Source organism: Ruegeria sp. C5 (assembly GCF_056537605.1).
Map to the genome: position 1 here is coordinate 360,170 of NZ_JBQFRX010000003.1, position 25,896 is coordinate 386,065.

Genomic DNA, 25,896 nt, shown 5'->3' on the forward strand with positions numbered 1-25,896 from the left:
AGGAGGCTGCATGTTCCCATCAATGATTGCCGGGTTTGCCCTGAGTTTTAGCCTTATATTGGCGATAGGCGCTCAGAACGCCTTTGTTCTGCGCCAAGGCCTGCGGCGCGAGCACGTCTTTGCACTGTGCCTGACCTGCGCAGTGTCTGACGCGATACTGATCGGGGCGGGTGTTGCAGGGTTCGGCACCCTGGCTCAGGCCGCGCCATGGTTTGAAACGGTGATGCGCTATGGTGGGGCGGTGTTTCTGATTTGGTACGCCCTACGAAGTTTTGGGTCTGCCTGGCAAGGTGGGGCGGTGATGGATACCGCAACAGGGCAGCGCACCAGCCTGCGTGCGGCCATGCTGACCGTGCTGGCCTTCACTTGGCTCAACCCCCATGTATATCTGGATACGGTCGTATTGATCGGGTCGATATCGGCCCAATATTCAGATCGCATGGGGTTTGCGATAGGGGCGATGACTTCGAGTTTCGTTTTCTTCTTTTCGCTCGGCTACGGTGCTAGAGTGCTTTCACCGATTTTTGCCCGCCCGCGCGCATGGCAGATTCTTGATTTTATCATCGGAATCGTGATGCTTATGATCGCGTTGAAACTTGTTATCATGTGAAGGGTTGTCCCGGATCAGAATTCGGTGTTCAACCGTTTGTATGACCTCACCTAATGATCAGTACCGCCCGCTTGTTGGCATGTTTTGGATGCTTGCGGCCGGGCTGTCCTTTGTGGGCATGAATGCGCTGGTGAAGGTTCTGGGAACCAGCATGAACCCCATTCAAGCGGCATTCTTGCGCTATGTCCTGGGTCTGGTGTTTCTTTTGCCCGCAATCCGGGCGATCCTCGGAACTCCATTGACCCCGCGCAATCTAACGCTGTTTGGACTACGCGGAATGATCCACGCCATCGCCGTCATGCTTTGGTTTTTTGCGATGACGCGCATCCCCCTCGCCGAGGTGACCGCGATGAATTACATGACACCTATCTACGTCACGGTGGGTGCGGCACTGTTCTTGGGTGAAAAGCTAGCTTTTCGTCGTATCGCCGCGATTGGTGTTGCTGTGATTGGAGTAGTGATCATCCTGCGCCCGGGCTTTCGCGAGATATTGCCCGGTCACATAGCGATGCTGTGGGCTGCACTAGCGCTTGGTGGTTCCTATCTGCTGGCCAAAGTCATGGTCCGTGATATCCGTCCCTCAGCCGTTGTTGCCCATCTTTCGATATGGGTCACCATCGCGCTTATCCCTTTCGCCGTCGCGGTTTGGGAGCCGCCCAGCCTGCGCGATCTTGGTATACTTTTCATCGTCGCCAGCTTTGCGACTGCGGGGCACTATTTCATGACGCTTGCATTGCAGGCTGCCCCGGTGGCCGTGACCCAGCCGGTGACGTTCCTGCAGCTGATCTGGGCCACTTTGCTCGGCGCTTTGGCCTTCCATGAACGCATCGACATCTGGGTAATTGCAGGAGGCACTCTGATCCTGGCTGCCGTCAGCTTCATCACCTGGCGTGAAGCCGTGCTGAGCCGTGGCGGCACACCGCCGCAAGGTTCTGAGACCCCACCGGCGAAACCAAGAACCGTTATTGATTGACGAGTCAATAAAAACCGCTTAGCCTTCCTTGCACTCAGGTATGGCGAAGAGGCGAAGATGCCAAAACTCGGAATGGAGCCGATCCGGCGGGACGCGATCGTCAAGGCGACGATCGCCGAGCTTGGCGCGCAAAAATCCCTTGATGTCACCGTTAGCCAGATCGCCAAACGCGCAGGTATGTCCAGTGCATTGGCGCATCATTACTTTGGGGGCAAAGAACAGATATTCCTAGCCGCGATGCGGCGTATCCTGACGGATTTTGGATCTGAAGCGCGCGCACAACTCAGCACGGCAGATCCGGAAGAGCGCGCACAGGCCATCATTCGCGCCTGTTTCGCGCCATCGTGTTTCACACCGGATGTTATCGCAGCTTGGATGACTTTTTATGTTTTGGCGCAAACCAACGATGATGCGCTGAGGCTCTGGCAAATCTATCAGGCGCGCATCCGCTCGAACCTGATCCATGCGTTGCGTCCACATATGAGTGACCCGAGCGAGGCTGCCGAAGGTATGATCGCGCTGATCGATGGGTTGTACATCCACTCTGCACTGAATTCCCCACAAGAGCCGCAGCGGGCAGTCACCCATGCGCTGCGGGTACTGAGAGTTTTCCTAGAGGCCGAAAAATGACAAAGCCGAATATTCTGATCTTGATGGTGGATCAGCTCAACGGGACCCTCTTCCCCGACGGTCCTGCAGAATGGTTGCATGCGCCGAACCTGAAGAAGCTGGCGGCAAGATCAACGCGTTTCGCAAATGCATACACTGCCTCGCCGCTCTGTGCTCCGGGACGTGCGAGCTTTATGTCGGGTCAACTGCCATCGCGCACTGGCGTCTATGACAACGCCGCCGAGTTTAGCAGCGATATCCCGACCTATGCCCACCACCTTCGTCGTGCAGGATATTACACCTGCTTGTCCGGCAAGATGCACTTTGTCGGCCCAGACCAGTTGCACGGGTTCGAAGATCGTCTGACCACTGATATCTACCCGGCAGATTTCGGTTGGACGCCGGACTATCGTAAACCCGGTGAGCGCATCGACTGGTGGTATCACAATATGGGCTCGGTCACTGGGGCAGGCATTGCCGAGATTTCCAACCAGATGGAATATGATGACGAGGTCGCTTATAACGCCAAGGCCAAGCTATATGACCTTGCACGCGGCAAGGATGATCGCCCCTGGTGTGTGACCGTCAGCTTCACGCACCCACACGATCCTTACGTGGCGCGACGCAAGTACTGGGATCTGTATGAAGATTGTGAGCATCTTGAGCCACAGATCGCGGATCTGGGATATGACAATCAGGACCCGCATTCCAAACGTATTTTCGATGCCAATGACTGGCGCAGCTTCGACATAACGACCGAGGATATTCGCAAATCCCGTCGCGCCTATTTCGCCAATATCTCATATCTGGATGACAAGATCGGTGAGATACTGGAGGTTCTGGAAACGACGCGGCAAGAGGCGATCATACTGTTCGTGTCCGACCACGGCGACATGCTGGGTGAGCGCGGGTTATGGTTCAAGATGACTTTCTTCGAGGGCTCTTCCCGCGTGCCGCTCATGATTTCTGCCTCCGATCTTCCAGTTGGTCGCATCGATACACCAGTTTCGACGATCGACGTGACACCGACGCTTGGTACGTTGGCGGGCGTCGATATGGCTGAAATCTCACCTTGGACGGATGGTGAGGACCTTGTTCCGTTGGCAAAGGGCACAGACCGAACCGCGCCGGTTGCAATGGAATATGCCGCCGAGGCCTCATACGCTCCTTTAGTCTCCTTGCGTTATGGCAAGTGGAAATACAATCGCTGTACATTGGACCCCGATCAACTGTTCGATCTCGAGGCTGATCCGCATGAGATGGAAAATCTCGCTGGCCTGCCCGAACATGCAGGCACCTTGCAAACACTGCGTGCTAAATCCGAGGCGCGATGGGATTTGGATCGCTTTGACGCCGATGTGAGGGCCAGCCAAGCCCGGCGCTGGGTGGTTTATGAGGCACTGCGGCAGGGTGGCTATTATCCTTGGGATTATCAGCCTCTTCAGAAAGCGTCTGAACGGTACATGCGCAATCATATGGACCTGAACGATGTCGAGGATAGCCAGCGTTATCCGCGTGGCGAGTAATCCTTTACATTTTTGAAATTGCACCCGTCGGAAGTGCAGAGACTTTTCGTCGAAAAATCTTGCCCCGAAGGTGAACGGAGACACGAATATGGAAGCAGATTTTGTCATTGTTGGCGCCGGTTCTGCTGGTTGCGCGATGGCTTACCGTCTGAGTGAGGCCGGAGCTTCGGTTCTGGTGATCGAGCATGGCGGCACTGACGCCGGACCCTTCATCCAAATGCCTGCCGCCCTAAGCTATCCGATGAATATGTCGCGATATGACTGGGGCTACAAATCCGAGCCCGAACCGCATCTGAACAATCGTCAACTTGCTTGCCCCAGAGGCAAGGTGATCGGAGGGTCGTCTTCGATCAATGGCATGGTTTATGTGCGCGGTCACGCGCGGGATTTTGACACCTGGGCCGAGATGGGCGCAGATGGATGGTCCTATGCAGATGTGCTGCCGTACTACAAGCGCATGGAAACCTGGCATGATGGTGGTCATGGCGGTGATCACACTTGGAGAGGCACGGATGGACCTCTGCACGTGTCGCGAGGGCCTCGTGAAAATCCGCTGTTTAAGGCGTTCGTCGATGCAGGTCAGCAGGCTGGATATGAGGTCACTGGCGACTATAACGGTGAGAAACAAGAAGGTTTTGGGCCGATGGAGCAGACCGTCTGGAAAGGACGGCGCTGGTCGGCGGCGAATGCGTACCTTAGGCCAGCGCTCAAGCGGCAAAACTGCGAAATCATCCGGGGTCTTGCGGCGCGCGTGATTATTGAATCCGGGCGCGCATCCGGGGTCGAATTGATCCGGGGTGGCAAACGGGAAGTGATCACAGCGCGGCGCGAGGTTGTATTGGCGGCTTCGTCTATCAATTCGCCTAAGTTGCTGATGCTTTCGGGGGTTGGACCCGCGGCGCACCTGGCCGAGCACGGTATCAAAGTGGTCGCCGACCGCCCTGGCGTCGGCGCCAATCTGCAGGATCACCTAGAACTTTATATCCAACAGGCCTCGATCCAGCCGATCACGCTTTACAAGCATTGGAACCTGATCAGCAAAGGAATGATCGGAGCGCAATGGCTGTTTACCAAAACAGGCCTTGGTGCATCGAACCAATTTGAAAGCGCCGCCTTCGTGCGTTCGAAACCGGGTGTGGAATATCCTGACATACAATATCATTTTCTGCCGATGGCGGTTCGCTATGACGGGCAGGCGGCAGCCGAAGGGCACGGATTCCAGGCGCATGTGGGGCCAATGCGGTCGCCCTCGCGCGGCGCTGTGACTCTGCGATCTGCCAAAGCCGAAGACGCGCCGGTGATCCGGTTCAACTACATGAGCCATGATTCGGATTGGGAAGACTTCAGAACCTGCATTCGCTTGACCCGAGAGATCTTTGGACAGCAGGCGTTCAAACCCTTTGCCGGTAAAGAGATCCAACCGGGGGCGGAGGTTCAGTCGGACGATGAGCTAGATGCCTTTATCGCTGAGCATGCCGAAAGCGCCTATCACCCTTGCGGGACTTGCCGCATGGGCCGTCCGGATGACAAGGATGCCGTTGTCGACCCGCAGGGGCGTGTGATTGGGGTGGATGGATTGCGCGTCGCCGATAGCTCGATTTTCCCGCAAATCACCAATGGCAATCTGAACGCGCCGTCGATCATGGTGGGTGAAAAGGTGTCGGACCATTTGCTGCAGAAAGACCCTCTGCCCAAAGCGAACGACCAGCCCTGGATAAGTCCGAGATGGGCAACGGCACAGCGCTGACACATCCAAAACCCACGGCGTGCATTTATCCTGAAAGCTGGTTGATTGCGCTCGGAATTTGATCGGCGTCAAAGCGGAGTGCGACAGTCATGTTTAGCCTTGGGATGTAACGCTGAAACAAGGAGCCAACTGGATGTCTCATACCCCGCATGAACTGGCTGAAGAGTTCCCCGACAAGCTCGAAGTGATGAGTCAGCTCAAGCAAACGGATGCGCATTTTGCCCGACTTGCGGATGAGTATCATGAGGTCAACCGCACCGTGCATCGGGCTGAAACCAACGTCGAACCGATGGAGGAATTGGCCGAGGTTGATTTGCGCAAGAAACGCGCGGCGCTCAAAGACGAGATCTGGGCGATCTTGTCAAAAAGCTGAGGATTAGGCGGGGGCTCTGCCCCCGGACTCGCAGGATATATATGGCCAGGCGAAGATCAGGTGACCTCATAAGGCAGGGTGCCGCGGCTATGGGCGTCGATGGTCAGGCGGCGCTCTAACGGTGGGACTGATCTTTGGTGGCAGGTTTGGCGCTCGCATATGCGACATGATATGCCGATGGGCTCGTAAGCGCTCGCGTTGTTTATGTCGAGATTATCGGCGTAGACCAATGCTTCGGCATGACGAACCTCACATCCCAAGGCGATGGCGTAGCGGCGGACAGGAGCACCGAACGAGCCTCCGGATTTTGAAACATCACGAGCTAATGAGATATAGCGGACGCCATCCGGCGTCTCGGCTAGCTGTTGCAGGAAATGACCCGGGGTCTCGAATGCCCGGTGGACATTCCAGAGTGGGCAGGCGCCGCCGAAGCGGGCGAATTGAAGACGCGTGGCTGAATGGCGTTTGGTGATCGTTCCGGCCTGATCGACACGGACAAAAAAGAACGGAATCCCCTTTGCGCCGGGGCGTTGTAGCGTAGACAGGCGGTGCGCCACCTGTTCAATCGACGCCCCGAACCGGTTGCTGAGCAGCTCCAAATCATGCCGATAGTCTTGCGCTGCGGACAGGAAAGCGCCGTAAGGCATCAGCGAAGCCCCGGCAAAATAGTTGGCGAGGCCAATCTTGGCGATGGCGCGGGCCTCATCGCTTTGGAAACGGGCGAAATCTAGCGTTGCTTCAAGCAGCTTATCCTGACTGATCAACGCCACCTGCAGCAGCAGTTGGAAGACCTGCGTTTGTGGTGCGGCGCGCGAGGAAAGGCGCAAGTTTTTGTCACCAGCATTGTAGCTGCGTAAGGTTTCTGTGTCGGCGAAAGTGACGTGAATGCCGCGTTCTGACAGGCTGTTCAGGGCGACTTGCCGAATATCGCTGGTTTCATCGGCACGGCTGGCGAAGCGTTCGGCGGCGCGGTCAACGGCGTCAATATAATTGTCGCAGTAGTGAAAGAAATCGCGCACCTCTTCCCATGGGCTGGCCTGAATACGGGCATCCTCGCGGCCCAATGCCTCGTCGAGCGAGGCGAGGCGTTCATGGGTCTGGCGATAGGCGCGGTGTAACTCGATGAACGCGCGTGCAAGCGCGGGCGCATTTGAAGCGGTGAGCCTGAGATCAGCCAGAGGGGGCGCCGTTTCGGCGAACACCGGATCGGCCAGTGCTTCGCGCATATCCGAAACCAATCGTTCGCTATCCCCTGTGCTGAGTTCGGTCACATCCATACCAAACTCTTGCGCCAGTGCCAGAACAACGGTCGTCGAGATCGGCCGGTTGTTATTCTCCATCTGGTTCAAATAGGGCAGTGAAACGCCCAGTTTTGCGGCGAAATCCTTCTGCGTGAGGGTCAGGCGTGTGCGCATTTCGCGCAGCTTGGCGCCAGCGTATAGTTTCTGAGTGGCCATGGCGGTTCTTTGCAGCTTTACTGAATCTGCAGGCTAACTTTGCAAACCCTGTCGCGCAAGCCGTCTACAGACCCAATTGCCGTTCGCGCCAGATAACAACGCTGATCGCGCAGATTGCCAGTGCGGCGGTTGCCAGCATCAGCCAAAGCAGAGGCATCGCGCCCGTCTCATGCGTCAGCAATGCGCCTGCCAATGCGCTGAGTGCCGCGCCGCCGCCCAACATGATCGCACCGCTCAAACCAGAGGCAGTGGCCGCAAGATGCGGGCGGACCGAAAGCGATCCGGCGGTTGCATTTGGGATCGCCATGCCGTTGCCCAACCCGACGAAGGTCATCAGGCCGAAGAAGCTGAGCGCCGTTCCCAAATCCACTAGGAACAACAAAGCTGATAGGGCCACGCCAATTGCATTCAGCCAGCATCCCCAGCGCACCATTCGGTTGACGCCGAAGCGAACCGAGAATCGACCGCTGATGAAGTTGCCGAAGAAATAGCCAATCGCAGGCGTACCAAAGTAGATGCCGACCTCGGCGGCTGTCATGCCGAACACTTCGGTCCCGATAAAGGGTGCGCCCCCGAGATAGGCAAAGAACGCACCTGAAGAGAACGCCGAGGACAGGGAATAGCCCCAGAAGCGGGGCGATCTCAGCAATTCAGGATATTCGCGAAATTGCTGCATCAGTGTTTTGCCGCTTGCGGCTGCGGTTTCGCCAAAATCTTGGTAGGTCAGCACCAGCGCTAGCGCCGCAAGGGCAAAGGGTAGCCAGAAATTGGCTTTCCAGCCAAAAGTTTCTTCGAGAAGCCCGCCGACAGCAGGACCGATCATCGGGACGACTGCCATCCCCATGGTGACATATCCGAGCATCGAAGCAGCCTGGTCCTGTTCGTACATGTCCCGCACAGCCGCACGACTTAAGACAATACCAACGACAATGACGGCCTGAAACATTCTGAAAGCGAGAAAGGTCTCGACATTTGGGGCGTATATACACCCCAGCGTTGCAAGCAGAAAAAAGGCGAGTCCCCACAGCAGTACAGGCCGACGTCCGGCCTTATCGGCAATGGGTCCTATTAAGATTTGCAGTGCCGCGTTGACCAGAAGATAAAGCGCGATCGAAAGCTGCATCACCTTGTAATCAGTCTGAAAATACGTCGCCATAAAGGGAAGGCTGGGCAGATACAGATTCATGCTCAGCGCCGACAATCCTGACAACAAAACGAGTGTTGCAAGCGTGGGGGGCGTGCGGCTGACAGAGGGTGAACTGAACTGCATGGTTTACCTTTAGACCCTGATCGCGCGAAATGCCATCGGCAGTTTGGCTTGTTGTGTTAATTAACAAATTTGCAGTTATCTCAAATAGTGTTGCCAAATATTTGCAAATTTGCCGAAAACTTCTTTGGCCGCCGATCCCAAATCGTTATGGTCGCGCAAATTCTCTTGGGAGACTACCGACATGAAAGACATCCTTTCCGAGCTCGAAGGCCGTCGCAACAACGCGCGATTGGGTGGTGGGCAAAAACGCATCGACTCGCAACACGCCCGCGGAAAGCTGACGGCACGCGAACGGATCGAGTTGCTGGTAGACGAAGGCAGCTTTGAAGAGTTTGACATGTTTGTCAGCCATCGCTGCACTGATTTCGGAATGGAGAAACAAAAGCCTGCTGGTGACGGGGTGGTCACAGGCTGGGGTACAATCAATGGTCGAATGGTCTACGTCTTCAGCCAGGATTTCACCGTATTCGGTGGCTCGCTGTCAGAAACCCATGCGCAGAAGATTTGCAAGATCATGGATATGGCAGTTCAAAACGGAGCGCCGGTGATCGGGATCAACGACTCGGGCGGGGCGCGGATTCAGGAGGGCGTCGCTTCATTGGCCGGATATGCTGAGGTGTTCCAGCGTAACATCATGGCCTCAGGCGTCGTGCCACAGATTAGCGTGATAATGGGGCCGTGTGCAGGTGGTGCGGTTTACAGTCCTGCGATGACCGACTTCATATTCATGGTCAAAGACACCTCGTACATGTTCGTAACCGGCCCAGACGTTGTGAAGACCGTCACCAATGAGGTCGTGACGGCAGAGGAATTGGGCGGGGCTTCAACCCACACCAAAAAGTCTTCGGTCGCTGATGGTGCGTTTGAAAACGATGTGGAGGCCCTGGCCGAGGTGCGCCGTCTTGTCGACTTCCTTCCGCTCAACAATCGCGAGAAACCGCCAGTTCGTCCGTTTTTTGACAGCCCTGACAGGGTCGAGACATCGCTGGATACGCTGATCCCGGACAATCCGAACACGCCGTACGACATGAAGGAACTGATCACCAAAGTGGCGGATGAGGGTGATTTTTACGAGATTCAGGAAGACTACGCTGAGAACATCATCACCGGTTTTATCCGGCTTGAAGGGCAGACCGTGGGCGTCGTGGCCAACCAACCCATGGTATTGGCAGGATGTTTGGACATCGATAGTTCCCGAAAAGCGGCCCGGTTCGTGCGGTTCTGTGATTGCTTTGAAATCCCGATCCTGACGCTTGTTGATGTTCCGGGCTTTCTGCCGGGCACTTCGCAGGAGTATGGCGGCGTGATCAAGCACGGCGCGAAACTGCTATTTGCTTATGGCGAAGCGACCGTGCCAAAGGTCACCGTAATCACGCGTAAGGCCTACGGTGGCGCGTATGATGTTATGGCCTCCAAACACCTGCGCGGCGACTTCAACTATGCGTGGCCCACGGCTGAGATCGCGGTGATGGGCGCAAAGGGCGCGACCGAAATCATCCACCGCGCCGATCTGGGCGACGCCGACAAGATTGCGAAACACACTCAGGACTACGAGGACCGGTTCGCAAATCCTTTCGTCGCGGCCGAGCGCGGCTTTATCGACGAGGTGATCATGCCACAATCGACCCGCCGCCGTGTATCACGTGCATTTGCGAGCCTGCGCGGCAAGCAACTGAAGAACCCTTGGAAAAAGCACGACAATATCCCGCTGTAAATGCCCGCCGAGGAGGCCCGAGCCGTAAATGCCCCGATTGACCGGACATAAGACCGTGCAGGTTGCAACCACTCTGCACGCTCCCCCGGAGGAAGGAAGCCGCCGCTGGCGGATCCGGGGATGCGCCGGGGTTTTTACGTTGCTGGTCGGAGTAGGTTCGGCGCTGGCCTCAAACCTGCTGCCCGTGCCGTCGGGTCAACCGGTCGAGCTTAGCGATGTGCTTCTGGACACCAATCCGGGTGAGCTTTGGGTGCGGTTTCGGTTCATTGCACCCAAGATCGGATCGACTGCAGGTCGTATCACATATGATGTCGCCGTAGTCGACATGGAGCATTTGTGTGAAACACTGGCGGTGCCTTACGTGGCCCAGCACGAATTGCAGCCTGCCCGGATTGTGATTTCGTTTTCGGACAGACCGGTAGCGTTCGGCACCTCCGAACCTGACGCAACGCAGTTCTTCGAAGCCTACCGGCTGGATCAATCCCGGTGTATCTGGGAGGGGCTCTGACCATGAACCAACAATGTCACGGTCTCAGAGTGTCCCGATACAGTGATGCAGCTCTGGAGGTTCGCATGATCACTTCAATCCCGCAGGCATGTCCGATGGCCTGCCATATCTGGAACTTGTCCGTTGAGGTTTCGCAATGCTGAAACATCGCGGTTTCCCCGGACGTTTGCCCGGAACAGACTTCCAGTTCACCATTCGGCGGGCCAATCCCAAGGGCGTTACGCCGCTGACCCAGCGAGAACGCTTTCGCGATCGCAAACCCGCCGACAAGCGCGCAGATGTCGCGTTTATCGAGGCGTTATGGGCGCATTTTGGTGATCAGCCCTTTGAGCGAGGCAATCTGGACGCGGGCCGTCTAAGTTGGCTGTTCGGGCGTGAGGTTGTCGCCGCCGAAGACCCGTTTGATCCTGCAAGCTACGATGCTCTGCTGGTGATCAATCTGGACGCCGCGCGCCAATCTTTCCCTGACGTGTTCGACGGAGTGCGCTGATTGTGACCGGGGCTGCCGCACATAACACTCAGATGATCAGTGACACTGGAACCCTGCCCGCTAATGGGCAGGGTAGGCTGTTTTCATCAGAAGTTGAGTTGCGCGGCCAACTGGACACGATTGCCGTCGAATGTGTCGCCGGAAATTGTGTCGTTCCGCTCTCCATAGATGTATTCGGCGCTGAGCGTCAGGTTGTCTGTCGCCTTGTAAAAGGCATTGACGTGGATCGTCTCAAGCTCGGTGAACGACAAAGTACCGGTCGATGTAGGCAGGTCGTAGTCTTCCTTGCCATAGGCGATGCCGACGTTCCATTTGGAACTCAGGTCCTGACGGAATTCGATGGTGTAGCCATCAACATCGTTGGCCTGACCCCCGACGACTGCGTCACCCAAGCCGATCAGGTAGGGGCCAAGTGCCTCGCCGTTGACATAGTTGACCTGAAACAACCCACCTTCCCACGGTCGGATCGAGCCCGACAAAGAGAAACCGGTCTGATCGACCTCGACGTCGCCGGATTGCGCCTTGCCGTAGAGCGCCGAGGCACGAGCGATGTATTTGCCATCGTTGTATTCGACCGAACCAGTCAGCACAGGATCATCCGAATCCGAGCCGCCGACGTTTTCTTCAACGGAAACGGCGAAGGTGGTATTCGATCCGATATTGTTGGTGTAGCGCACCTGCGGAACGCGCGCGAAAGCGATCCCGACCGGCCCGTTAAATTCCACCGAGGTCGGGTAGGTGTCCAGAGGTTGGAAATTGGTCCAGTATTGTCCGATCAGCCATTGTTCCCCAATTCGGATATTGGCATGACGAATTCGGAATTCGGCGGTTCCGTCCGAGCCGAAGGCATCGACTTCGATCTGGCCCTGAATGTCTCCGATTCCCGAAGGCGTGCTGGTGCGCAGCCCGATACGAGACTGACGGACTGTGGCGCCAAACGTACCATCTGTCTCGGCCGAGGGTTCGCCAATCACGTTTACGAATGCGGTGTCGCCCTGATCGTATTCGAAGTCATAGAAGAAGTCGGCTTTGACATAACCGTAGACGTCCAGAGTGGTGTTGCCGATCTGCAGATCCCCAGTGCCAGACCCGGGATTGGAGGATTCCAGCGCTTCGACCCGGGCGCGCAGTGCATCCAGTTCAGCCTGAGTTTGTGCATCTTGCGCCAAGGCTTGCATACCGGTCACGGAAAGCGCGCTGGCAGCAAGCAGGCTAGCATTTTTACCCTTTGTTATCATATGGATAGTTCCTTGTGTGCGAGTGTGCAGGGGCACCGTTCCACGCAACTGAATTCTTGGGAAATCACCAAGTTGAGAGAAGATGCTCTCAATTTTTCAAGCAAAAGTGTCGGTAGACATGTGACGTTTCACGCTGCGCTGAAACCGGAATCTAAGTTACTGTCACCGGAAGGATTTTTGCGTGAGTTTGTAGTGATGTTGCGTGAGGTGCCTCGCGCACTGCCTCGCTACAAGTCTTCGATTTGTAACAGGAACGTGACGGATTTCAGACGTAGTCGTCGCTGTCCGGGCGATTACGACGTCGGCGCAAATCTGCGTGGTGCCGCGCTGGATGGGCAGGTTTCAGCCGGAATCTCAGATGGAAACAATAACTGGTTGGCGGCCAGAATTGTGCTGTGCACAGTGATTGGGCCGTGCGGCTCTACTTTGCCTGCGTCGCACAAGCACCTACTATTCCGTACCCCTTCCTTCCGCGGGCAGGCTTGTGTTCCCCACAGAGTTCTGTCCGCGGTTTTCTTTTTGTCAGGTTTGGACAAAAAGCGGCAAAAACCTGCGCAATTCGCAAGTTTGTGGTCCGTGTTATTGCATAACAAGGCGCGAAATCGGCATCTGCTCTCAAAGACTGCAAAAAATCTAGAAGGGCAGAAACCATGCGAATCAAACGAATTTCCCTTGCGTTGGCAACCTGCGCGGGTTTGGCGGCCTGCGGTGGCTCGACCGGCGAACAGGCGATCCTTGGCGGCGGTGCGGGGGCTCTGGGGGCAGCGGTCCTCAGTGCAGATCCGCTGCTTGGGGCGGCAGTCGGGGCTGCGGGCAACGTGCTTTACTGCAAGACCCAGAACAACTGTAACTAAAGCTGAATTTAACGGGGCTGGAAAAGTCCCGTCCGTCATTGCGCATCACGCCGTCGTGGGGTCAACGCCCCGCGGCGGCGTTTTGCGTTTCCAGAACATCAAGCCAAAGGACGTTCCATGTTCAACAAGATCCTGATCGCAAACCGGGGCGAGATTGCCTGCCGGGTCATCAAGACCGCCCGCAAGATGGGCATTGGCACGGTTGCCATCTATTCAGATGCTGACAAGAACGCCCTGCATGTTACAATGGCGGATGAGGCCGTGCATATCGGCCCGCCGCCCGCCAACCAGTCATACATCGTCATCGACAAGGTGATGGATGCCATCCGTAAAAGCGGCGCGCAGGCGGTCCACCCCGGTTATGGCTTTCTGTCCGAGAACTCCAAATTCGCCGAGGCGCTGGATGCCGAAGGCGTCGCCTTTGTCGGCCCCCCGGTCGGTGCGATCGAAAGCATGGGGGACAAGATCACCTCGAAGAAGATCGCGCAGGAGGCCGGGGTTTCGACGGTGCCCGGTTACATGGGCCTGATCGAAGACGCCGATGAGGCGGTGAAGATTTCGAACGACATTGGCTATCCGGTGATGATCAAGGCCAGCGCTGGCGGCGGTGGCAAGGGCATGCGGATTGCGTGGAATGACGAAGAGGCGCGGGAAGGTTTCCAGTCATCCAAGAACGAGGCCGCGAACTCCTTCGGCGACGACCGGATTTTCATCGAGAAATTTGTGACTCAGCCGCGCCACATCGAGATTCAGGTGCTCTGTGACAGTCACGGCAATGGCATCTATCTCGGGGAACGCGAATGCTCGATCCAGCGCCGGAACCAGAAAGTTGTGGAAGAGGCGCCATCGCCGTTCCTTGACCCTGAAACCCGCAAGGCGATGGGCGAACAGGCGGTCGCGTTGGCCAAGGCTGTGAACTATGCCAGCGCCGGTACGGTCGAGTTCATCGTGGATGGCGAAAAGAACTTCTACTTCCTCGAAATGAACACCCGCCTGCAGGTGGAACACCCGGTGACCGAACTGATCACTGGTGTCGATCTTGTCGAACAGATGATCCGTGTGGCCGCTGGTGAAAAACTGTCGATCACGCAGGATGACGTCACCCTGACAGGCTGGGCGATTGAAAACCGTCTTTATGCAGAGGACCCGTATCGTGGCTTCTTGCCCTCGATTGGCCGCCTTACCCGTTATCGCCCGCCGCAGGAGGTCGCAGCAGGCCCGCTGCTTGTGAATGACAAATGGCAAGGTGATGCGCCTAAAGGGGATAGCGCTGTGCGTAACGATACCGGCGTCTATGAGGGCGGCGAGATCAGCATGTATTACGACCCGATGATCGCCAAGCTGTGTACCTGGGCATCGACCCGCGAACAGGCGATTGAGGCGATGCGCGTGGCGCTGGACAGTTTCGAAGTCGAAGGCATCGGTCACAATTTGCCATTCCTGTCAGCGGTCATGGATCACCCGAAATTTGTAAGTGGTGACATGACGACCGCTTTCATCGCCGAGGAGTATCCGGACGGGTTTGAAGGCGTCGACCTTCCCGAAGAAGATCTGCGTCGCATCGCAGCCTCGTGCGCTGCCATGCACCGGGTTGCCGAAATCCGTCGCACCCGCGTATCAGGCCGGATGGACAACCATGAACGGAAAGTCGGCAAACGTTGGAATGTCGCTCTGCAAGGGCAGGATTTCAGCGTCAAGGTTAAGGCTGACAAACAGGGCGCGACTGTCAAATTCAAAGACGGGTCAGCTCTGCGTGTGTCCTCTGACTGGACGCCGGGTGACCAACTTGCGGTGTTGGACGTGGATGGCAGCCCGTTGGTCTTGAAGGTTGGAAAGGTATCGGGCGGGTTCCGTATCCGAAACCGAGGGGCTGACCTCAAGGTACATGTGCGCACCCCGCGTCAGGCCGAACTGGCCCGCCTGATGCCCGAGAAGCTGCCGCCTGATACATCGAAAATGCTGCTCTGCCCAATGCCGGGCTTGATCGTGAAGATTGATGTGGAAGTAGGTCAGGAGGTGCAGGAAGGTCAGGCACTTTGTACCGTTGAGGCGATGAAGATGGAGAACATCCTGCGCGCCGAGAAAAAGGGCGTTGTCTCCAAGATCAACGCGGGCCCCGGCGACAGTCTGGCCGTTGACGATGTGATCATCGAGTTCGAGTGATGATGCGCGCACCTGCGACATATCTTTCAAGGTTCCCAGCGGCTTCCGCCGGGATCTTGAGGCATGTCGCAGGTGCTCAGCCGCCCTCACGTCGTTCGCGGATTTCGCGTTCGCGCAAAGGCGTCTTGTCAATGGATCGGCCAATCTCACGCACGCTCCATGGGCTGGGTTTGCGCAGTTTGACGACACCATCCTTGTCGACAAACACCATCTGGAAACCACGCGGTCGCAGTTTTGATCGGATCGATGATCGCGCCGCCGGATCAGTATCGGTCAAGACAACCACGTCGCGATCCCGCATTGCGTCTTCGCCTTCGAGTAACATGTCAATCTGTTGCTGGAATCTTGGGTCTGCCGGGGTATCGGCAAAAACGACGATCGGGCGATGCGTCCAGAGAAAATCGCTTAGATCGCTGTCAGCTACTGGACGAACAAAGCTGTCATCCGCAGGGGCAGTCGCGTCGGCGGCCAAGGCGGCCAACGGGAATAGTGCCGAGAAAACAAAGGCAAGCGTGCGTGTCATGAGGCCTCCTGTTGTCATGAATATAGCCTCTGCTGGGGCGAATGCGACTGACGAAATGCGTGTGATCACCAAAAATTTGCTTCGTGGACGCCGCACCCACCCATGCGTATTTATCAATTTGCCTACAAAACGCGCCGTTCCCGCGGCCTTCGCGTTGGGAGAGTAGGTCGATGGAAGTGATCCTGCATTGCGGCGCACATCGATGTGCAAGCACCAGTTTCCAGAACTATCTGAGCCGGAACGTGCAGCTCCTTGCAGATCAAGGTCTGGCGTATTGGGGGCCGGAGCGAACACGCTCCAATGGCCTCAACAGCTTGAACAAATTGACGCCTGAGGTCTGTGATGGATTACGCCGCGAGCTGGACGTATGTCAGAAAGACGGCGCGACGCAGCTATTGGTCAGCCAAGAGAATTTCGTGGGCTCAATGGAGCGCAATATTGCCTTTGCCTCGCTCTATCCAGGTATGCAGGAACGTGGGCAGCTTTTGGCAAGGGCATTTGATGGAAGAGTCACCAAAATTGCTTTGAATATCCGCGCGTTGGATATGTATTGGTCTTCCGTGGCCGCCTATAAGTTCAAACGTGGCAGCGCCCCAATAGAGCCCACAAAGTGGACCCGCATCGCGCAAAGCAAGCGGAGCTGGCGAGACGTCATCACCGATATTAGCCACGCCTTCCCGGGCGTCCCATTGCTCGTTTTGCCGTTTGAGGAATTTGCGGGTCATCAACAGGCGCAGCTTCAGGCGCTGACGGGTCGCACCGCGCCCGAATTCAGCGATGGCCTTGCGTTGAATGCTGCGCCCAAACCTACGCCCCATGGTCTGACCGCTGAACAGGCGATGCAGCTTTGGGCTGATTATGCCGATGATCTGGAATGGCTTGCCTCGGGCGCCGATGGGAGGGCTGAACTGGTCTGCCGGACAGATAGCAATGCACGCGGGGTCGCCCCCGCCGAAACCAGAATTGAACAGAGGAAAACGACATGACCGACACCAACGACTGGCAGGTGCTGGCTGAAAAAGAGCTGCGCGGCCGACCTTTGGGCGATCTGACCAAAGAGACGCTGGAAGGCATCGACGTCAAACCGCTTTATACTCAGGAAGACACGGCTGATCTGCCGCATATGGGCTCGCTTCCGGGCTTCGGGCCGTTTACGCGCGGCGTTAAAGCGACGATGTATGCAGGGCGTCCTTGGACGATCCGTCAATATGCAGGCTTCTCGACGGCTGAAGAATCGAATGCATTTTACCGCCGCAATCTGGCGGCCGGCCAGCAAGGTGTCTCGGTCGCCTTCGATCTGGCGACTCACCGGGGTTATGACAGTGACCATCCCCGCGTGGTGGGCGATGTCGGCAAAGCCGGTGTGGCCATCGACAGCGTTGAGGATATGAAAATCCTGTTCGACGGTATCCCGCTGGACAAGGTTTCGGTCTCAATGACGATGAACGGAGCGGTGATCCCGGTTCTGGCCAGCTTCATCGTTGCAGGTGAAGAGCAGGGGCATGACAAGGCCGTGCTGTCGGGCACCATTCAGAACGACATTCTGAAAGAGTTCATGGTGCGTAATACTTACATCTACCCGCCCGAGCCATCGATGAAGATCATCTCGGACATCATCGAATACACGTCGAACGAAATGCCCAAGTTCAATTCGATCTCGATCTCTGGCTATCACATGCAAGAAGCCGGGGCGAACCTGGTGCAAGAGCTGGCCTATACGCTGGCCGATGGCCGTGAATATGTGCGTGCCGCGACACAATCGGGTATGGACGTGGACAAGTTCGCGGGTCGTCTGTCGTTCTTCTTTGCCATCGGCATGAATTTCTTCATGGAGATCGCGAAACTGCGCGCCGCGCGCACCCTTTGGCATCGGGTAATGACGGAGTTCGGGGCGAAATCCGAACGGTCGAAAATGCTGCGGACACATTGCCAGACGTCGGGTGTAAGTCTGCAGGAGCAAGACCCCTATAACAACGTGGTCCGTACCGCCTATGAAGCCATGAGCGCGGTTCTGGGCGGCACCCAATCGCTGCACACCAACGCATTGGACGAGGCGATTGCCCTGCCCACCGATTTCTCGGCGCGTATCGCACGGAACACGCAGTTGGTGTTGCAAGAGGAAACCGGCGTGACCGATGTGGTCGATCCGCTTGCGGGCTCTTACTACGTCGAGAGTCTGACCAATGAGCTGGTCGAAAAAGCCTGGGCTTTGATGAAAGAGGTCGAGGAGATGGGCGGCATGACCAAGGCAGTTGCCAGCGGTATGCCCAAGCTGCGCATCGAAGAAAGCGCCGCGCGCCGTCAGGCCATGATTGACCGGGGTGAAGAAGTCATCGTTGGCGTCAACAAGTACCGCAAGGAACAAGAAGACCCGATCGACATTCTGGATGTCGATAACGTGGCCGTGCGTGAAGCTCAGGTCGCGCGGCTGGAGCGTATCCGTGCAACGCGCGACGAGGCGGCTTGCCAACAGGCGCTGGACGCCCTGACAACAACCGCCCGCGAGGGAGGCAACCTGCTGGCCGCCGCCGTCGAGGCCGCCCGAGCCCGCGCATCCGTAGGAGAGATCAGCATGGCAATGGAGAAAGAGTTCGGTCGCCACCGTGCCGAAGTGAAGACCCTGGCCGGTGTTTACGGTGCGGCCTACGAGGGTGACGAAGGTTTTGCCGCGATTCAGAATTCCATAGAAGAATTCGCCAAGGCCGAGGGGCGTCGCCCGCGTCTGCTGGTGGTCAAGATGGGGCAAGACGGCCACGATCGAGGGGCCAAGGTGATCGCCACTGCTTTTGCTGATATCGGGTTTGACGTAGATGTCGGCCCTCTGTTTCAGACACCTGCAGAAGCCGCACAGGACGCGGTGGACAATGATGTGCATGTGATCGGGATCTCTTCGCAGGCTGCGGGGCATAAGACATTGGCGCCTCAGTTGGTTGAGGAACTGAAAAAGGCAGGGGCTGAAGACATCATAGTCATCTGCGGTGGGGTCATTCCGCAACAGGATTACCAGTTCCTTTACGATCACGGTGTGAAGGCGATCTTTGGTCCGGGAACGAACATCCCTGAAGCGGCCCAAGACATCTTGCGTTTGATCGGCGAAGCCAAAACCTAACGCCGGCGCCAAGATTTTTCGTACGAAAAATCTTGTGATTTCGCCCCTTTGCGGAAAACATGCGACCAGACCCAAATGGTCTGGTCGTTTGTCATCAGGAGGCGTCTTCATGTTACTGGATCATCTGGCTGTTGCGGGCGAAACGCTTGAAGAAGCTTCTGACCATATCGAACAGGCGCTGGGCGTACGGCTTCAGGACGGCGGCAAGCACGAAAAATTCGGAACGTATAATCGACTTCTGGGCTTGCGGGATGGGCTCTATCTGGAGGCGATTGCGATCGACCCCGAAGCCTCCAAACCGCAAAGGACGCGCTGGTTCGATCTGGACCGGTTCACCGGATCACCCCGCCTGACCAACTGGATTTGCCGGGTTCCGGATATCGAAGCGTCACTGACCGTTTTCCCCGACGGCGTCGGACAACCTATCGATCTGAACCGAGGCGCGCTGCGCTGGCGTATGGCAGTCCCCCCAAATGGACGTCTGCCATTTGACAACCTCTTTCCGGCGCTTATTGAGTGGCAGGGTGATCTGCATCCGGCGCAAATGCTTCAGGACAGTGGCTGCCGGTTACGCCGCCTTATTGTGTGCCATCCGGATGCAATCGACTTAGCCAAAGGTTTGGGGGCGTTGGAGTATGTCGCGTTTGACAGCGGCCCGGCTGCATTGCGCGCTGAAATCGAAACACCGCACGGGTTGCGCGTGCTGGAATGAACATCCGGCAGGCCAGAGCCCAAGATGCATCCGCGATTGCGGCGATAGCAAACGTGATTATCCGTGATACGCTGGTCACTTTCACCACCGATGAACGCAGCGTCGAAAGCGTGGTGGCAGAGATCGAAACCAGAGGTCCCGCCTTCTTGGTCGCCGAGCGCAGTGGTGCCGTCGAGGGGTTTGCGACCTATGGCACCTTCCGCTCGGGACCGGGATATGCGCAGTGCCGCGAACATTCGATACAGTTGGCACCCGAAGCCAGAGGCCAGAATGTTGGCCGTTCGTTGATGGAGGCTCTTGAAGCCATCGCGCGGGAGGATAACGTGCATGTCTTGGTGGCGGGCATTTCATCGGCCAACCCCGCAGCCATCGCCTTCCATAAGGCAATTGGCTTCAAGCAGGTGGGACGCATGCCTGAAGTGGGGTTCAAATGGGGGCAGCGGCTGGATCTTGTCCTGATGCAGAAAATACTCGGCCCGCAGTCATCTGTCGCACCTGACAGTCGTGACAAGGCACGCTAGGGTGCGCCCATGTCGATCTGGTCCAGAATAGCCGACGCGCTGAACGCGCTTGCCCAGGGCGAAAGCCTGACTGCGGTGTTTGAGAAACTGCGCACGCCGCCAGAACGTTCGGTGGCCTTTGCGATTGCTGTCGTGGCGCTTGGCGCCAAGATGGCCAAGGCCGACGGTCAGGTGACGCGGGATGAGGTGACGGCTTTCCGTGAAGTGTTCCAGATCGCGCCCGAAGATGAAGACGGGGCGGCCAAGGTCTTTGACATGGCACGGACAGACGTTGCTGGATATCAGGACTACGCCCGCCGGATTGCCCGCATGTTCGCCGAAGATAGCACCACCCTGTGCGATTTGATGGAAGGGCTGTTTCACATTGCCATGGCGGACGGGTTCTACCATCCGAACGAAAACGAGTTTTTGGAAGAAGTCAGCCGCATTTTCGGCCAGACCGACGCTCAGTTCATGGCCCTGCGCGCGCGTTTCGTACCGGATGCGCCGAAAGACCCCTATACGGTTCTGGGCGTTCCCCGCGACGCTCCTCTGACCGAAATTCGCAAGGTTTGGCGGCAACTGGTGCGAGAAACTCACCCCGATGCGATGCTGGCACGCGGCGTTCCGGAAGAGGCGGTGCGGCTGGCCGAGAAAAAGATGATCGACATCAACCGCGCCTGGGATGAAATCAATGGCGCTCGGGTCTGATCCGTGCGGTTGGCGACCTACAATATCGAATGGTTCGCCAACCTGTTTGATCGCAATGACAGCCTGATTGTCGATGACAGCTGGTCAGGGCGTCACGATGTGACCAAGGCCCGGCAGGTTGAGGCGATCGCAAAGGTGCTGACGGCGATTGATGCCGATGCGATGCTGATCGTCGAAGCCCCCAACACAGGCAAGTCTCAGAATACGGTCCGTGCCTTGCAGCGATTTGCCGAGGCGTTCGGTCTGCGTACAAGCCATGCAATCATGGGATTTCCCAATGATACACATCAGGAATTGGCCCTGCTTTATGATCCCGAAATTCTTACAGCCAAACACGACGCAAGGGAGGCTGAGAACGCGCCGCGTTTCGATGCCGAGTTCCGGATCGACCTGGATGTGGATGCGACCGAGGATCTTGTTCGGTTTTCAAAGCCTCCGATGGAATTGGCGATCCAAACAACCTCAGGGCAGGAGTTTCGACTGATCGGGGCGCATCTGAAGTCCAAAGCACCCCATGGCGCTGCATCGCGGGATGAGATGATACGAATTTCGATTGCCAATCGCCGTAAGCAGTTGGCGCAGGCGGTATGGCTGGGTCGACGGGTCCGACATCATTTGACGGAGCAAGAGCCGGTGATTTTGCTGGGCGATCTCAATGACGGACCCGGGCTGGACGAGTTCGAACATCTCTTCGGTCGATCGTCGGTCGAGATATTGTTGCAGGCGGGGCTCTATGATCCTCATGCGGCACGGGCATTGGAACTGCGCCCCGGTTCCGTCCCGGCAACTGCACGATTTGCGCGGCCGAATGAAGGACGGTATCTTGAGGCGTTGTTGGACTACATCATGATTAGCGAGGATTTGCGCGCCCACCACCCGAACTGGCGCATCTGGCATCCGTTTCGCGATGCCGCCTGCTGGGGCAACCCCGAGCTGAGGGATGCCTTGCTAACCGCATCCGACCACTTCCCGGTGACGTTGGATATCGACCTCTGACCTTTCAACACTCGGCACGCTCGCTTATATTCAAGCTATGCTACGTCTAATGCTGATCAGCGCTGTTTGTACCGCCTTGGCCCTGCCTGCCCAAGCACAGAACGATTCAGGTAAGTCGCTGATGGAGCGGGGTGCCGAGTTGTTTCTGGAAGGCTTGCGGCAAGAGATGGAGCCCACGCTCGAAGACCTGCGTGGACTTGCGGACCAATTTGGTCCGGCTTTGCAGTCTTTCATGCGGGAAATGGGTCCGGCGCTGGCTGATTTGGCTGCTCAGGTGCAGGATTGGAGCGCGTATGAATCGCCCGAGATGTTACCAAACGGCGACATTATCATCCGCAAGAAGCCCAAAGATCAGCCCGAAGAAGTTGTGCCGGAAGAAGAGACTTCTAACGGTTATACCGATATCTGATTATCCGCGAATGATCACTTTGGGTTCTGATTTCAGCGCGCCGGCCAACGAGTTAAAACGGGCCTCGGCGACTTCGTTGAACAATGCGCCTGCCGATTTGGGCAGACGCAGTTCGAGCTTTTGTTTTTTGGGATAGTAACGCATCTTGCCCATGGCTGCGTCGTGCTGCATCCAAAGCATCGCTCCGAACCGTAGTGCTTTGCCTAGGATTTCGGCCTGTTCTTGGCCGCGTTCTTCGAGCAGTTCGTAAAGCTCGGTAAAGCGGCTCCCTTCGCGTTTGTTGCGATATCGGTGTTGCAAAGCGAGCCCGATAAAGATCCGCTCGGAATGTTTGATCCCGCTCATGTTGGCGCGGGTGACATATTCGAAACAAGCCTCGGCCCGGTAATCTGGATGCGCACGCCAACTGACGTCGTGCAGCAGACAAGCTGCCTTGATCAGGCGCAGCATCGGTTCCGGCGCCGAACGGAACAAGGGCATGACAAAATCGAACAGGTGTTTGCCGAAACCGGGCAAGCGCGCGTCTTTCGCTTCGGCAAACCGGCAGGCTTCGATCAAAGGATCCCGGTCGCGCAGGCGTTGCGGCATCTGTTCATACAGCAATCCTTCGCGGATGCCGTAGCTTGAAATCGCGATGTCCTTTGGTTTGAACGTGCGGATCAGGCGTGAAAGCACATCCATTGCATAGGGGATCAATGCCATACGCGATCCCGACACACCGGCCAATGCGCGCAATTCATCAGGATCATTCTGTTCGATGAACTTGATGGTCTCGCGTACCTGACTTTGTGTCATGCGGTATTCGTGCAGCACGTTCAGCGGATAGCCTCGGCGCAACATGTCCAGACGTGCGAAGGCGCGCCAACTGCCGCCGACCAGAAACAGCCGATCACGTTGAGGGCCCATCCGGTCGCGCATCTCTTCCAGCGTCTTCTTGATATGCTCCTTACGCGCCCGGCGACCGCCTTTGATATCGCGCAGCTTGAGCGGCCCCAGGGGCGAAGTCATGCGACGTCCGACCTTGCCGCCTCCGATCTCAGCGAGTTCGACGGACGAGCCACCGATGTCGCAGATCAGCCCATAAGCTCCGGGCCAACCCAGCAGCACGCCCTGAGCTGAGAGCCGTGCTTCTTCCTCGCCATCGACAACGTTGATGATCAGGCCGGTTTCGGCTTTTGCCTGCGCGCAGAAATCCGGTCCATCGCTGGCCTCGCGCACCGCAGCGGTGGCGACCGCGTGCAGGGCGGGCAGGCCGAGGTCTCTGGCAAGATGCTGAAACCTGTGCAAGGCAGCCAGCGCCCGTTTGCGACCTTCAGGGTTCAGTCGGCCGGTCTCTGACAGGCCGGCGCCCAGTTCGCACATCACCTTTTCATTGTAGAAATAGGCCGGTGAGCGCGCCGCGCCGTCAAAAATCACCATCCGGACCGAGTTCGATCCGATATCGACAACCCCGACCCGGGAAAGTGCACGGGCGCCCGGATCTTCGAACAGCGGCCTTCCGAACAGCCCGTGATCCGGGAAATCAGTCTCGGCAATCTTGGTCATGGTGTCCCCAGGTCTTTTGCGCGACAGGATGCGAGATCACCCTTGTCCGGTCAATTGCAGGCATCCGATTGTTCGGCCTCTGTGTTCAATAGACGCACCGCCAGCGCACGGGTGATGTCGCGTTTTTCAGTCAGCGCAATTTCGTCAAGCTGCTCGACCACGCGGGCGGCGGTTTCAAAGCTTCGATTCATGTGCTTGACCAGATATGCTATGACATCCGGCCCCGGATTGAGCTGCCGGTCGGTGAATAGCTTCGCCAGCACTGCGCCCAGCAGCGCATCGTCCGGCCCTTCAAGCGACACATGATGCGCACCTTCGGCCCGGCTTTGCAGATCGGCCAGCGGCAGATGCCACAGCTTCGGCGTCGTGCGCCCGGTCATCAGCAAGGCGTGGCCCTCGGCCAGAACCAGATTGTGCAAATGGAACAGAGTTTTCTGCTGCTCGACGTCCGCCGCGATTACCGGCACATCTTCGACCGCCACCGGACCGCGCGCCAGGTCCGGCACGTCGTCATATCGAAGCGCGGCGGCTTGTACGATTCGACCGCCGGTCTCGCCGGCCCAGACATGCGCTAGATGGGTCTTGCCCGATCCTGCAGGGCCGCTCAGCACCAGTTTGTTGCCAGGCCATGAGGTGGCAGAGATCATCGCAACAGCCAGCGCATTAGCAGGCGAGACGAAAAAGTCTTCGCGGCCCAAGGCAGTCTTGGACGGCAGATCAAAGCTTAGCTGCATGGCCATTTATTCGTCTTCCTGATTGAGCCCTTCAAGCCCGGTATATAGGCGGCTGTGCAGATACTGCTCGGTCGCAAACCGTGCCAGCACGCCCAAGGCAGCCGCTACAGGTACTGCGATCAGCATTCCGACAAAGCCGAACAGCGCGCCGAAGACCGACAAGGCCAGCAGCAGCCAGACCGGGTGCAGGCCCACCGAACTACCGACGAGTTTGGGCGTCAGGAAGTTGCCCTCGGTCACCTGTCCGATAGCAAAAATACCGGCGACCAAACCGATATGTGCCCAGTCCCCCCAGAACTGAAACAGGGCCAGGCCTATGGCTAGGGTGCCTCCGATCAGGGCGCCCAAATAGGGGATGAAGGTTACCAGTCCTGCAATGAAGCCGACGATCAGGCCGAATTGCAGGCCGACCAGCATCAATGCGACAGCATAGTAGGTGCCGAGGATCAGGCAGACGGTACCCATTCCACGCACGAATGAGGCAAGAACGGCGTCGATTTCACCAGCAAGTCGTTTGATCGTGGGGGCGTGATCACGGGGCAAGAGCTCTCCGATCCGGGTGATCATGCGATCCCAATCCATCAGCAGATAAACCGCGACAACCGGTACGATAACCAGCAGGACGACGACATTTATTGCTGAACCCAATGAGGCCAGAACGGTTTGCAGCACATCGCCGGTTTTTGATTTCAGCGTCTCGCCAAATGACACCAGCATCTGGTGGGTATTTGATTCGCGATCGAGCAAAGCCGGGAATTGTTTCTCAATAAAGGCGCGCAGTTCTTTAAAAAGGCTTGGCAAAACATCAATCAGATCCAGTAGCTGTGTGATCAACGCGGGCACAACCATAAGAATCATCAAAACAAAACCAAACACGCCGACAACGGTAATGATCCCGGTCGCAGCCATGCGCGAAAGGCCGAGTGTTTCCAGGCGGTCCGCAACGGGATCAAGGAAATATGCAATCGCACCACCGATCACAAAGGGCAGCAAGACATCGCCCAACAGGTACAAAAGCAGCACGAAAACAGCGGCGGCAATGCCCCAGTATCTAAGCTGATCCTTCACCGGCAAGGCCATGGCGCAATCCCTCGTTTGCACAGCATTGCCGTGTTCTTGGCCCAT

Annotated in this window: 25 protein-coding genes; 18 read left to right on the forward strand and 7 right to left on the reverse strand. The window is 57.1% G+C overall.

Annotated features, from left to right (window positions below):
- Nucleotides 1-10 precede the first annotated feature (10 nt).
- The 6 genes from ACR0AW_RS13330 to ACR0AW_RS13355 all read left to right on the forward strand — a co-directional run bounded on the left by ACR0AW_RS13330 (nt 11) and on the right by ACR0AW_RS13355 (nt 5,838).
- On the forward strand, nt 11-610 hold the full coding sequence (locus ACR0AW_RS13330) for a LysE/ArgO family amino acid transporter (protein WP_170420740.1): 600 nt from the start codon (nt 11-13) through the stop codon (nt 608-610).
- Between the two features lie 40 nt (nt 611-650).
- Nucleotides 651-1,583 carry a DMT family transporter gene (locus tag ACR0AW_RS13335; protein ID WP_170732950.1) on the forward strand — a complete coding sequence of 311 codons (933 nt, stop codon included), beginning with the start codon at nt 651-653 and terminating at the stop codon, nt 1,581-1,583.
- A 57-nt stretch (nt 1,584-1,640) separates the two neighbouring features.
- Nucleotides 1,641-2,213 (forward strand): choline-binding transcriptional repressor BetI, encoded by a 573-nt coding sequence (gene betI / locus ACR0AW_RS13340; RefSeq protein WP_170392164.1) that lies wholly within the window; start codon nt 1,641-1,643, stop codon nt 2,211-2,213.
- The gene (gene betC, locus ACR0AW_RS13345) at nt 2,210-3,718 is read left to right on the forward strand and encodes a choline-sulfatase (RefSeq protein ID WP_170732949.1); all 1,509 of its coding nucleotides are present in this window, start codon (nt 2,210-2,212) and stop codon (nt 3,716-3,718) included. Before betI ends, betC begins: the two co-directional genes overlap by 4 nt.
- Nucleotides 3,719-3,806: 88 nt before the next feature.
- Nucleotides 3,807-5,465, forward strand: a complete 1,659-nt coding sequence (betA, locus tag ACR0AW_RS13350; RefSeq protein WP_170732948.1) for a choline dehydrogenase — start codon at nt 3,807-3,809, stop codon at nt 5,463-5,465.
- A 133-nt stretch (nt 5,466-5,598) separates the two neighbouring features.
- A complete protein-coding gene (locus ACR0AW_RS13355; protein ID WP_170392158.1) occupies nt 5,599-5,838 on the forward strand; it encodes an HP1242/YdcH family protein in 240 nt (79 codons plus the stop codon).
- Nucleotides 5,839-5,894: 56 nt separating this feature from the next.
- Here ACR0AW_RS13355 and ACR0AW_RS13360 read toward each other — a convergent pair whose 3' ends face one another.
- Complete coding sequence (locus tag ACR0AW_RS13360; protein ID WP_170732947.1) at nt 5,895-7,295, reverse strand: helix-turn-helix transcriptional regulator; 1,401 nt, start codon at nt 7,293-7,295, stop codon at nt 5,895-5,897.
- A gap of 64 nt (nt 7,296-7,359) precedes the next feature.
- Nucleotides 7,360-8,565 (reverse strand): multidrug effflux MFS transporter, encoded by a 1,206-nt coding sequence (locus tag ACR0AW_RS13365; protein ID WP_170732946.1) that lies wholly within the window; start codon nt 8,563-8,565, stop codon nt 7,360-7,362.
- A 181-nt stretch (nt 8,566-8,746) separates the two neighbouring features.
- On the opposite strand from ACR0AW_RS13365, the gene ACR0AW_RS13370 reads away from it, so the two are divergent.
- The 3 genes from ACR0AW_RS13370 (at nt 8,747) to ACR0AW_RS13380 (ending at nt 11,277) form a co-directional block, all read left to right on the forward strand.
- Nucleotides 8,747-10,279, forward strand: a complete 1,533-nt coding sequence (locus tag ACR0AW_RS13370; RefSeq protein WP_170732945.1) for an acyl-CoA carboxylase subunit beta — start codon at nt 8,747-8,749, stop codon at nt 10,277-10,279.
- 28 nt (nt 10,280-10,307) lie between these two features.
- Nucleotides 10,308-10,787, forward strand: a complete 480-nt coding sequence (locus ACR0AW_RS13375) for a DUF6497 family protein (RefSeq protein WP_480439172.1) — start codon at nt 10,308-10,310, stop codon at nt 10,785-10,787.
- 136 nt (nt 10,788-10,923) lie between these two features.
- Nucleotides 10,924-11,277, forward strand: coding sequence for a hypothetical protein (locus ACR0AW_RS13380; protein WP_170392151.1), 354 nt, complete (start codon nt 10,924-10,926; stop codon nt 11,275-11,277).
- A gap of 86 nt (nt 11,278-11,363) precedes the next feature.
- Here the strand turns inward: ACR0AW_RS13380 and ACR0AW_RS13385 are convergent, their stop codons facing one another.
- Nucleotides 11,364-12,515: a DcaP family trimeric outer membrane transporter gene (locus ACR0AW_RS13385; protein WP_170392149.1), complete on the reverse strand. Its 1,152-nt coding sequence runs from the start codon at nt 12,513-12,515 to the stop codon at nt 11,364-11,366.
- Nucleotides 12,516-13,165: 650 nt separating this feature from the next.
- Here ACR0AW_RS13385 and ACR0AW_RS13390 point away from each other — a divergent pair.
- Together ACR0AW_RS13390 and ACR0AW_RS13395 are read left to right on the forward strand one after the other, a co-directional pair.
- On the forward strand, nt 13,166-13,369 hold the full coding sequence (locus ACR0AW_RS13390) for a hypothetical protein (protein ID WP_170392147.1): 204 nt from the start codon (nt 13,166-13,168) through the stop codon (nt 13,367-13,369).
- Between the two features lie 117 nt (nt 13,370-13,486).
- The gene (locus ACR0AW_RS13395) at nt 13,487-15,532 is read left to right on the forward strand and encodes an acetyl-CoA carboxylase biotin carboxylase subunit (RefSeq protein ID WP_170732944.1); all 2,046 of its coding nucleotides are present in this window, start codon (nt 13,487-13,489) and stop codon (nt 15,530-15,532) included.
- Between the two features lie 76 nt (nt 15,533-15,608).
- On the opposite strand, the gene ACR0AW_RS13400 is transcribed toward ACR0AW_RS13395, so the two are convergent.
- Nucleotides 15,609-16,055 (reverse strand): DUF4174 domain-containing protein, encoded by a 447-nt coding sequence (locus ACR0AW_RS13400; RefSeq protein WP_170661939.1) that lies wholly within the window; start codon nt 16,053-16,055, stop codon nt 15,609-15,611.
- Nucleotides 16,056-16,225: 170 nt separating this feature from the next.
- On the opposite strand from ACR0AW_RS13400, the gene ACR0AW_RS13405 reads away from it, so the two are divergent.
- The 7 genes from ACR0AW_RS13405 to ACR0AW_RS13435 all read left to right on the forward strand — a co-directional run bounded on the left by ACR0AW_RS13405 (nt 16,226) and on the right by ACR0AW_RS13435 (nt 22,492).
- Nucleotides 16,226-17,041: a hypothetical protein gene (locus ACR0AW_RS13405; RefSeq protein ID WP_170732943.1), complete on the forward strand. Its 816-nt coding sequence runs from the start codon at nt 16,226-16,228 to the stop codon at nt 17,039-17,041.
- Complete coding sequence (gene scpA, locus ACR0AW_RS13410; RefSeq protein WP_170732942.1) at nt 17,038-19,164, forward strand: methylmalonyl-CoA mutase; 2,127 nt, start codon at nt 17,038-17,040, stop codon at nt 19,162-19,164. The genes ACR0AW_RS13405 and scpA overlap by 4 nt, the downstream gene beginning before the upstream one ends.
- A 109-nt stretch (nt 19,165-19,273) precedes the next feature.
- Nucleotides 19,274-19,876: a VOC family protein gene (locus ACR0AW_RS13415; protein ID WP_170732941.1), complete on the forward strand. Its 603-nt coding sequence runs from the start codon at nt 19,274-19,276 to the stop codon at nt 19,874-19,876.
- Nucleotides 19,873-20,397, forward strand: a complete 525-nt coding sequence (locus ACR0AW_RS13420; protein ID WP_170512323.1) for a GNAT family N-acetyltransferase — start codon at nt 19,873-19,875, stop codon at nt 20,395-20,397. The genes ACR0AW_RS13415 and ACR0AW_RS13420 overlap by 4 nt, the downstream gene beginning before the upstream one ends.
- Nucleotides 20,398-20,406: 9 nt before the next feature.
- Nucleotides 20,407-21,087 carry a molecular chaperone DjiA gene (locus tag ACR0AW_RS13425; protein WP_170392133.1) on the forward strand — a complete coding sequence of 227 codons (681 nt, stop codon included), beginning with the start codon at nt 20,407-20,409 and terminating at the stop codon, nt 21,085-21,087.
- A 3-nt stretch (nt 21,088-21,090) separates the two neighbouring features.
- The gene (locus tag ACR0AW_RS13430; protein ID WP_170512355.1) at nt 21,091-22,083 is read left to right on the forward strand and encodes an endonuclease/exonuclease/phosphatase family protein; all 993 of its coding nucleotides are present in this window, start codon (nt 21,091-21,093) and stop codon (nt 22,081-22,083) included.
- 37 nt (nt 22,084-22,120) lie between these two features.
- A complete protein-coding gene (locus tag ACR0AW_RS13435) occupies nt 22,121-22,492 on the forward strand; it encodes a hypothetical protein (RefSeq protein ID WP_170732940.1) in 372 nt (123 codons plus the stop codon).
- On the opposite strand, the gene ACR0AW_RS13440 is transcribed toward ACR0AW_RS13435, so the two are convergent.
- Genes ACR0AW_RS13440 through ACR0AW_RS13450 form a run of 3 tightly spaced genes read right to left on the reverse strand, consistent with a single transcriptional unit; the run spans nt 22,493 to nt 25,851 of the window.
- Nucleotides 22,493-24,037: a Ppx/GppA family phosphatase gene (locus ACR0AW_RS13440; protein ID WP_170732939.1), complete on the reverse strand. Its 1,545-nt coding sequence runs from the start codon at nt 24,035-24,037 to the stop codon at nt 22,493-22,495. It lies immediately after the preceding gene.
- A gap of 50 nt (nt 24,038-24,087) precedes the next feature.
- Nucleotides 24,088-24,777, reverse strand: coding sequence for an HdaA/DnaA family protein (locus ACR0AW_RS13445; protein WP_170392125.1), 690 nt, complete (start codon nt 24,775-24,777; stop codon nt 24,088-24,090).
- Nucleotides 24,778-25,851: an AI-2E family transporter gene (locus ACR0AW_RS13450; protein ID WP_170392915.1), complete on the reverse strand. Its 1,074-nt coding sequence runs from the start codon at nt 25,849-25,851 to the stop codon at nt 24,778-24,780.
- Nucleotides 25,852-25,896 lie beyond the last annotated feature (45 nt).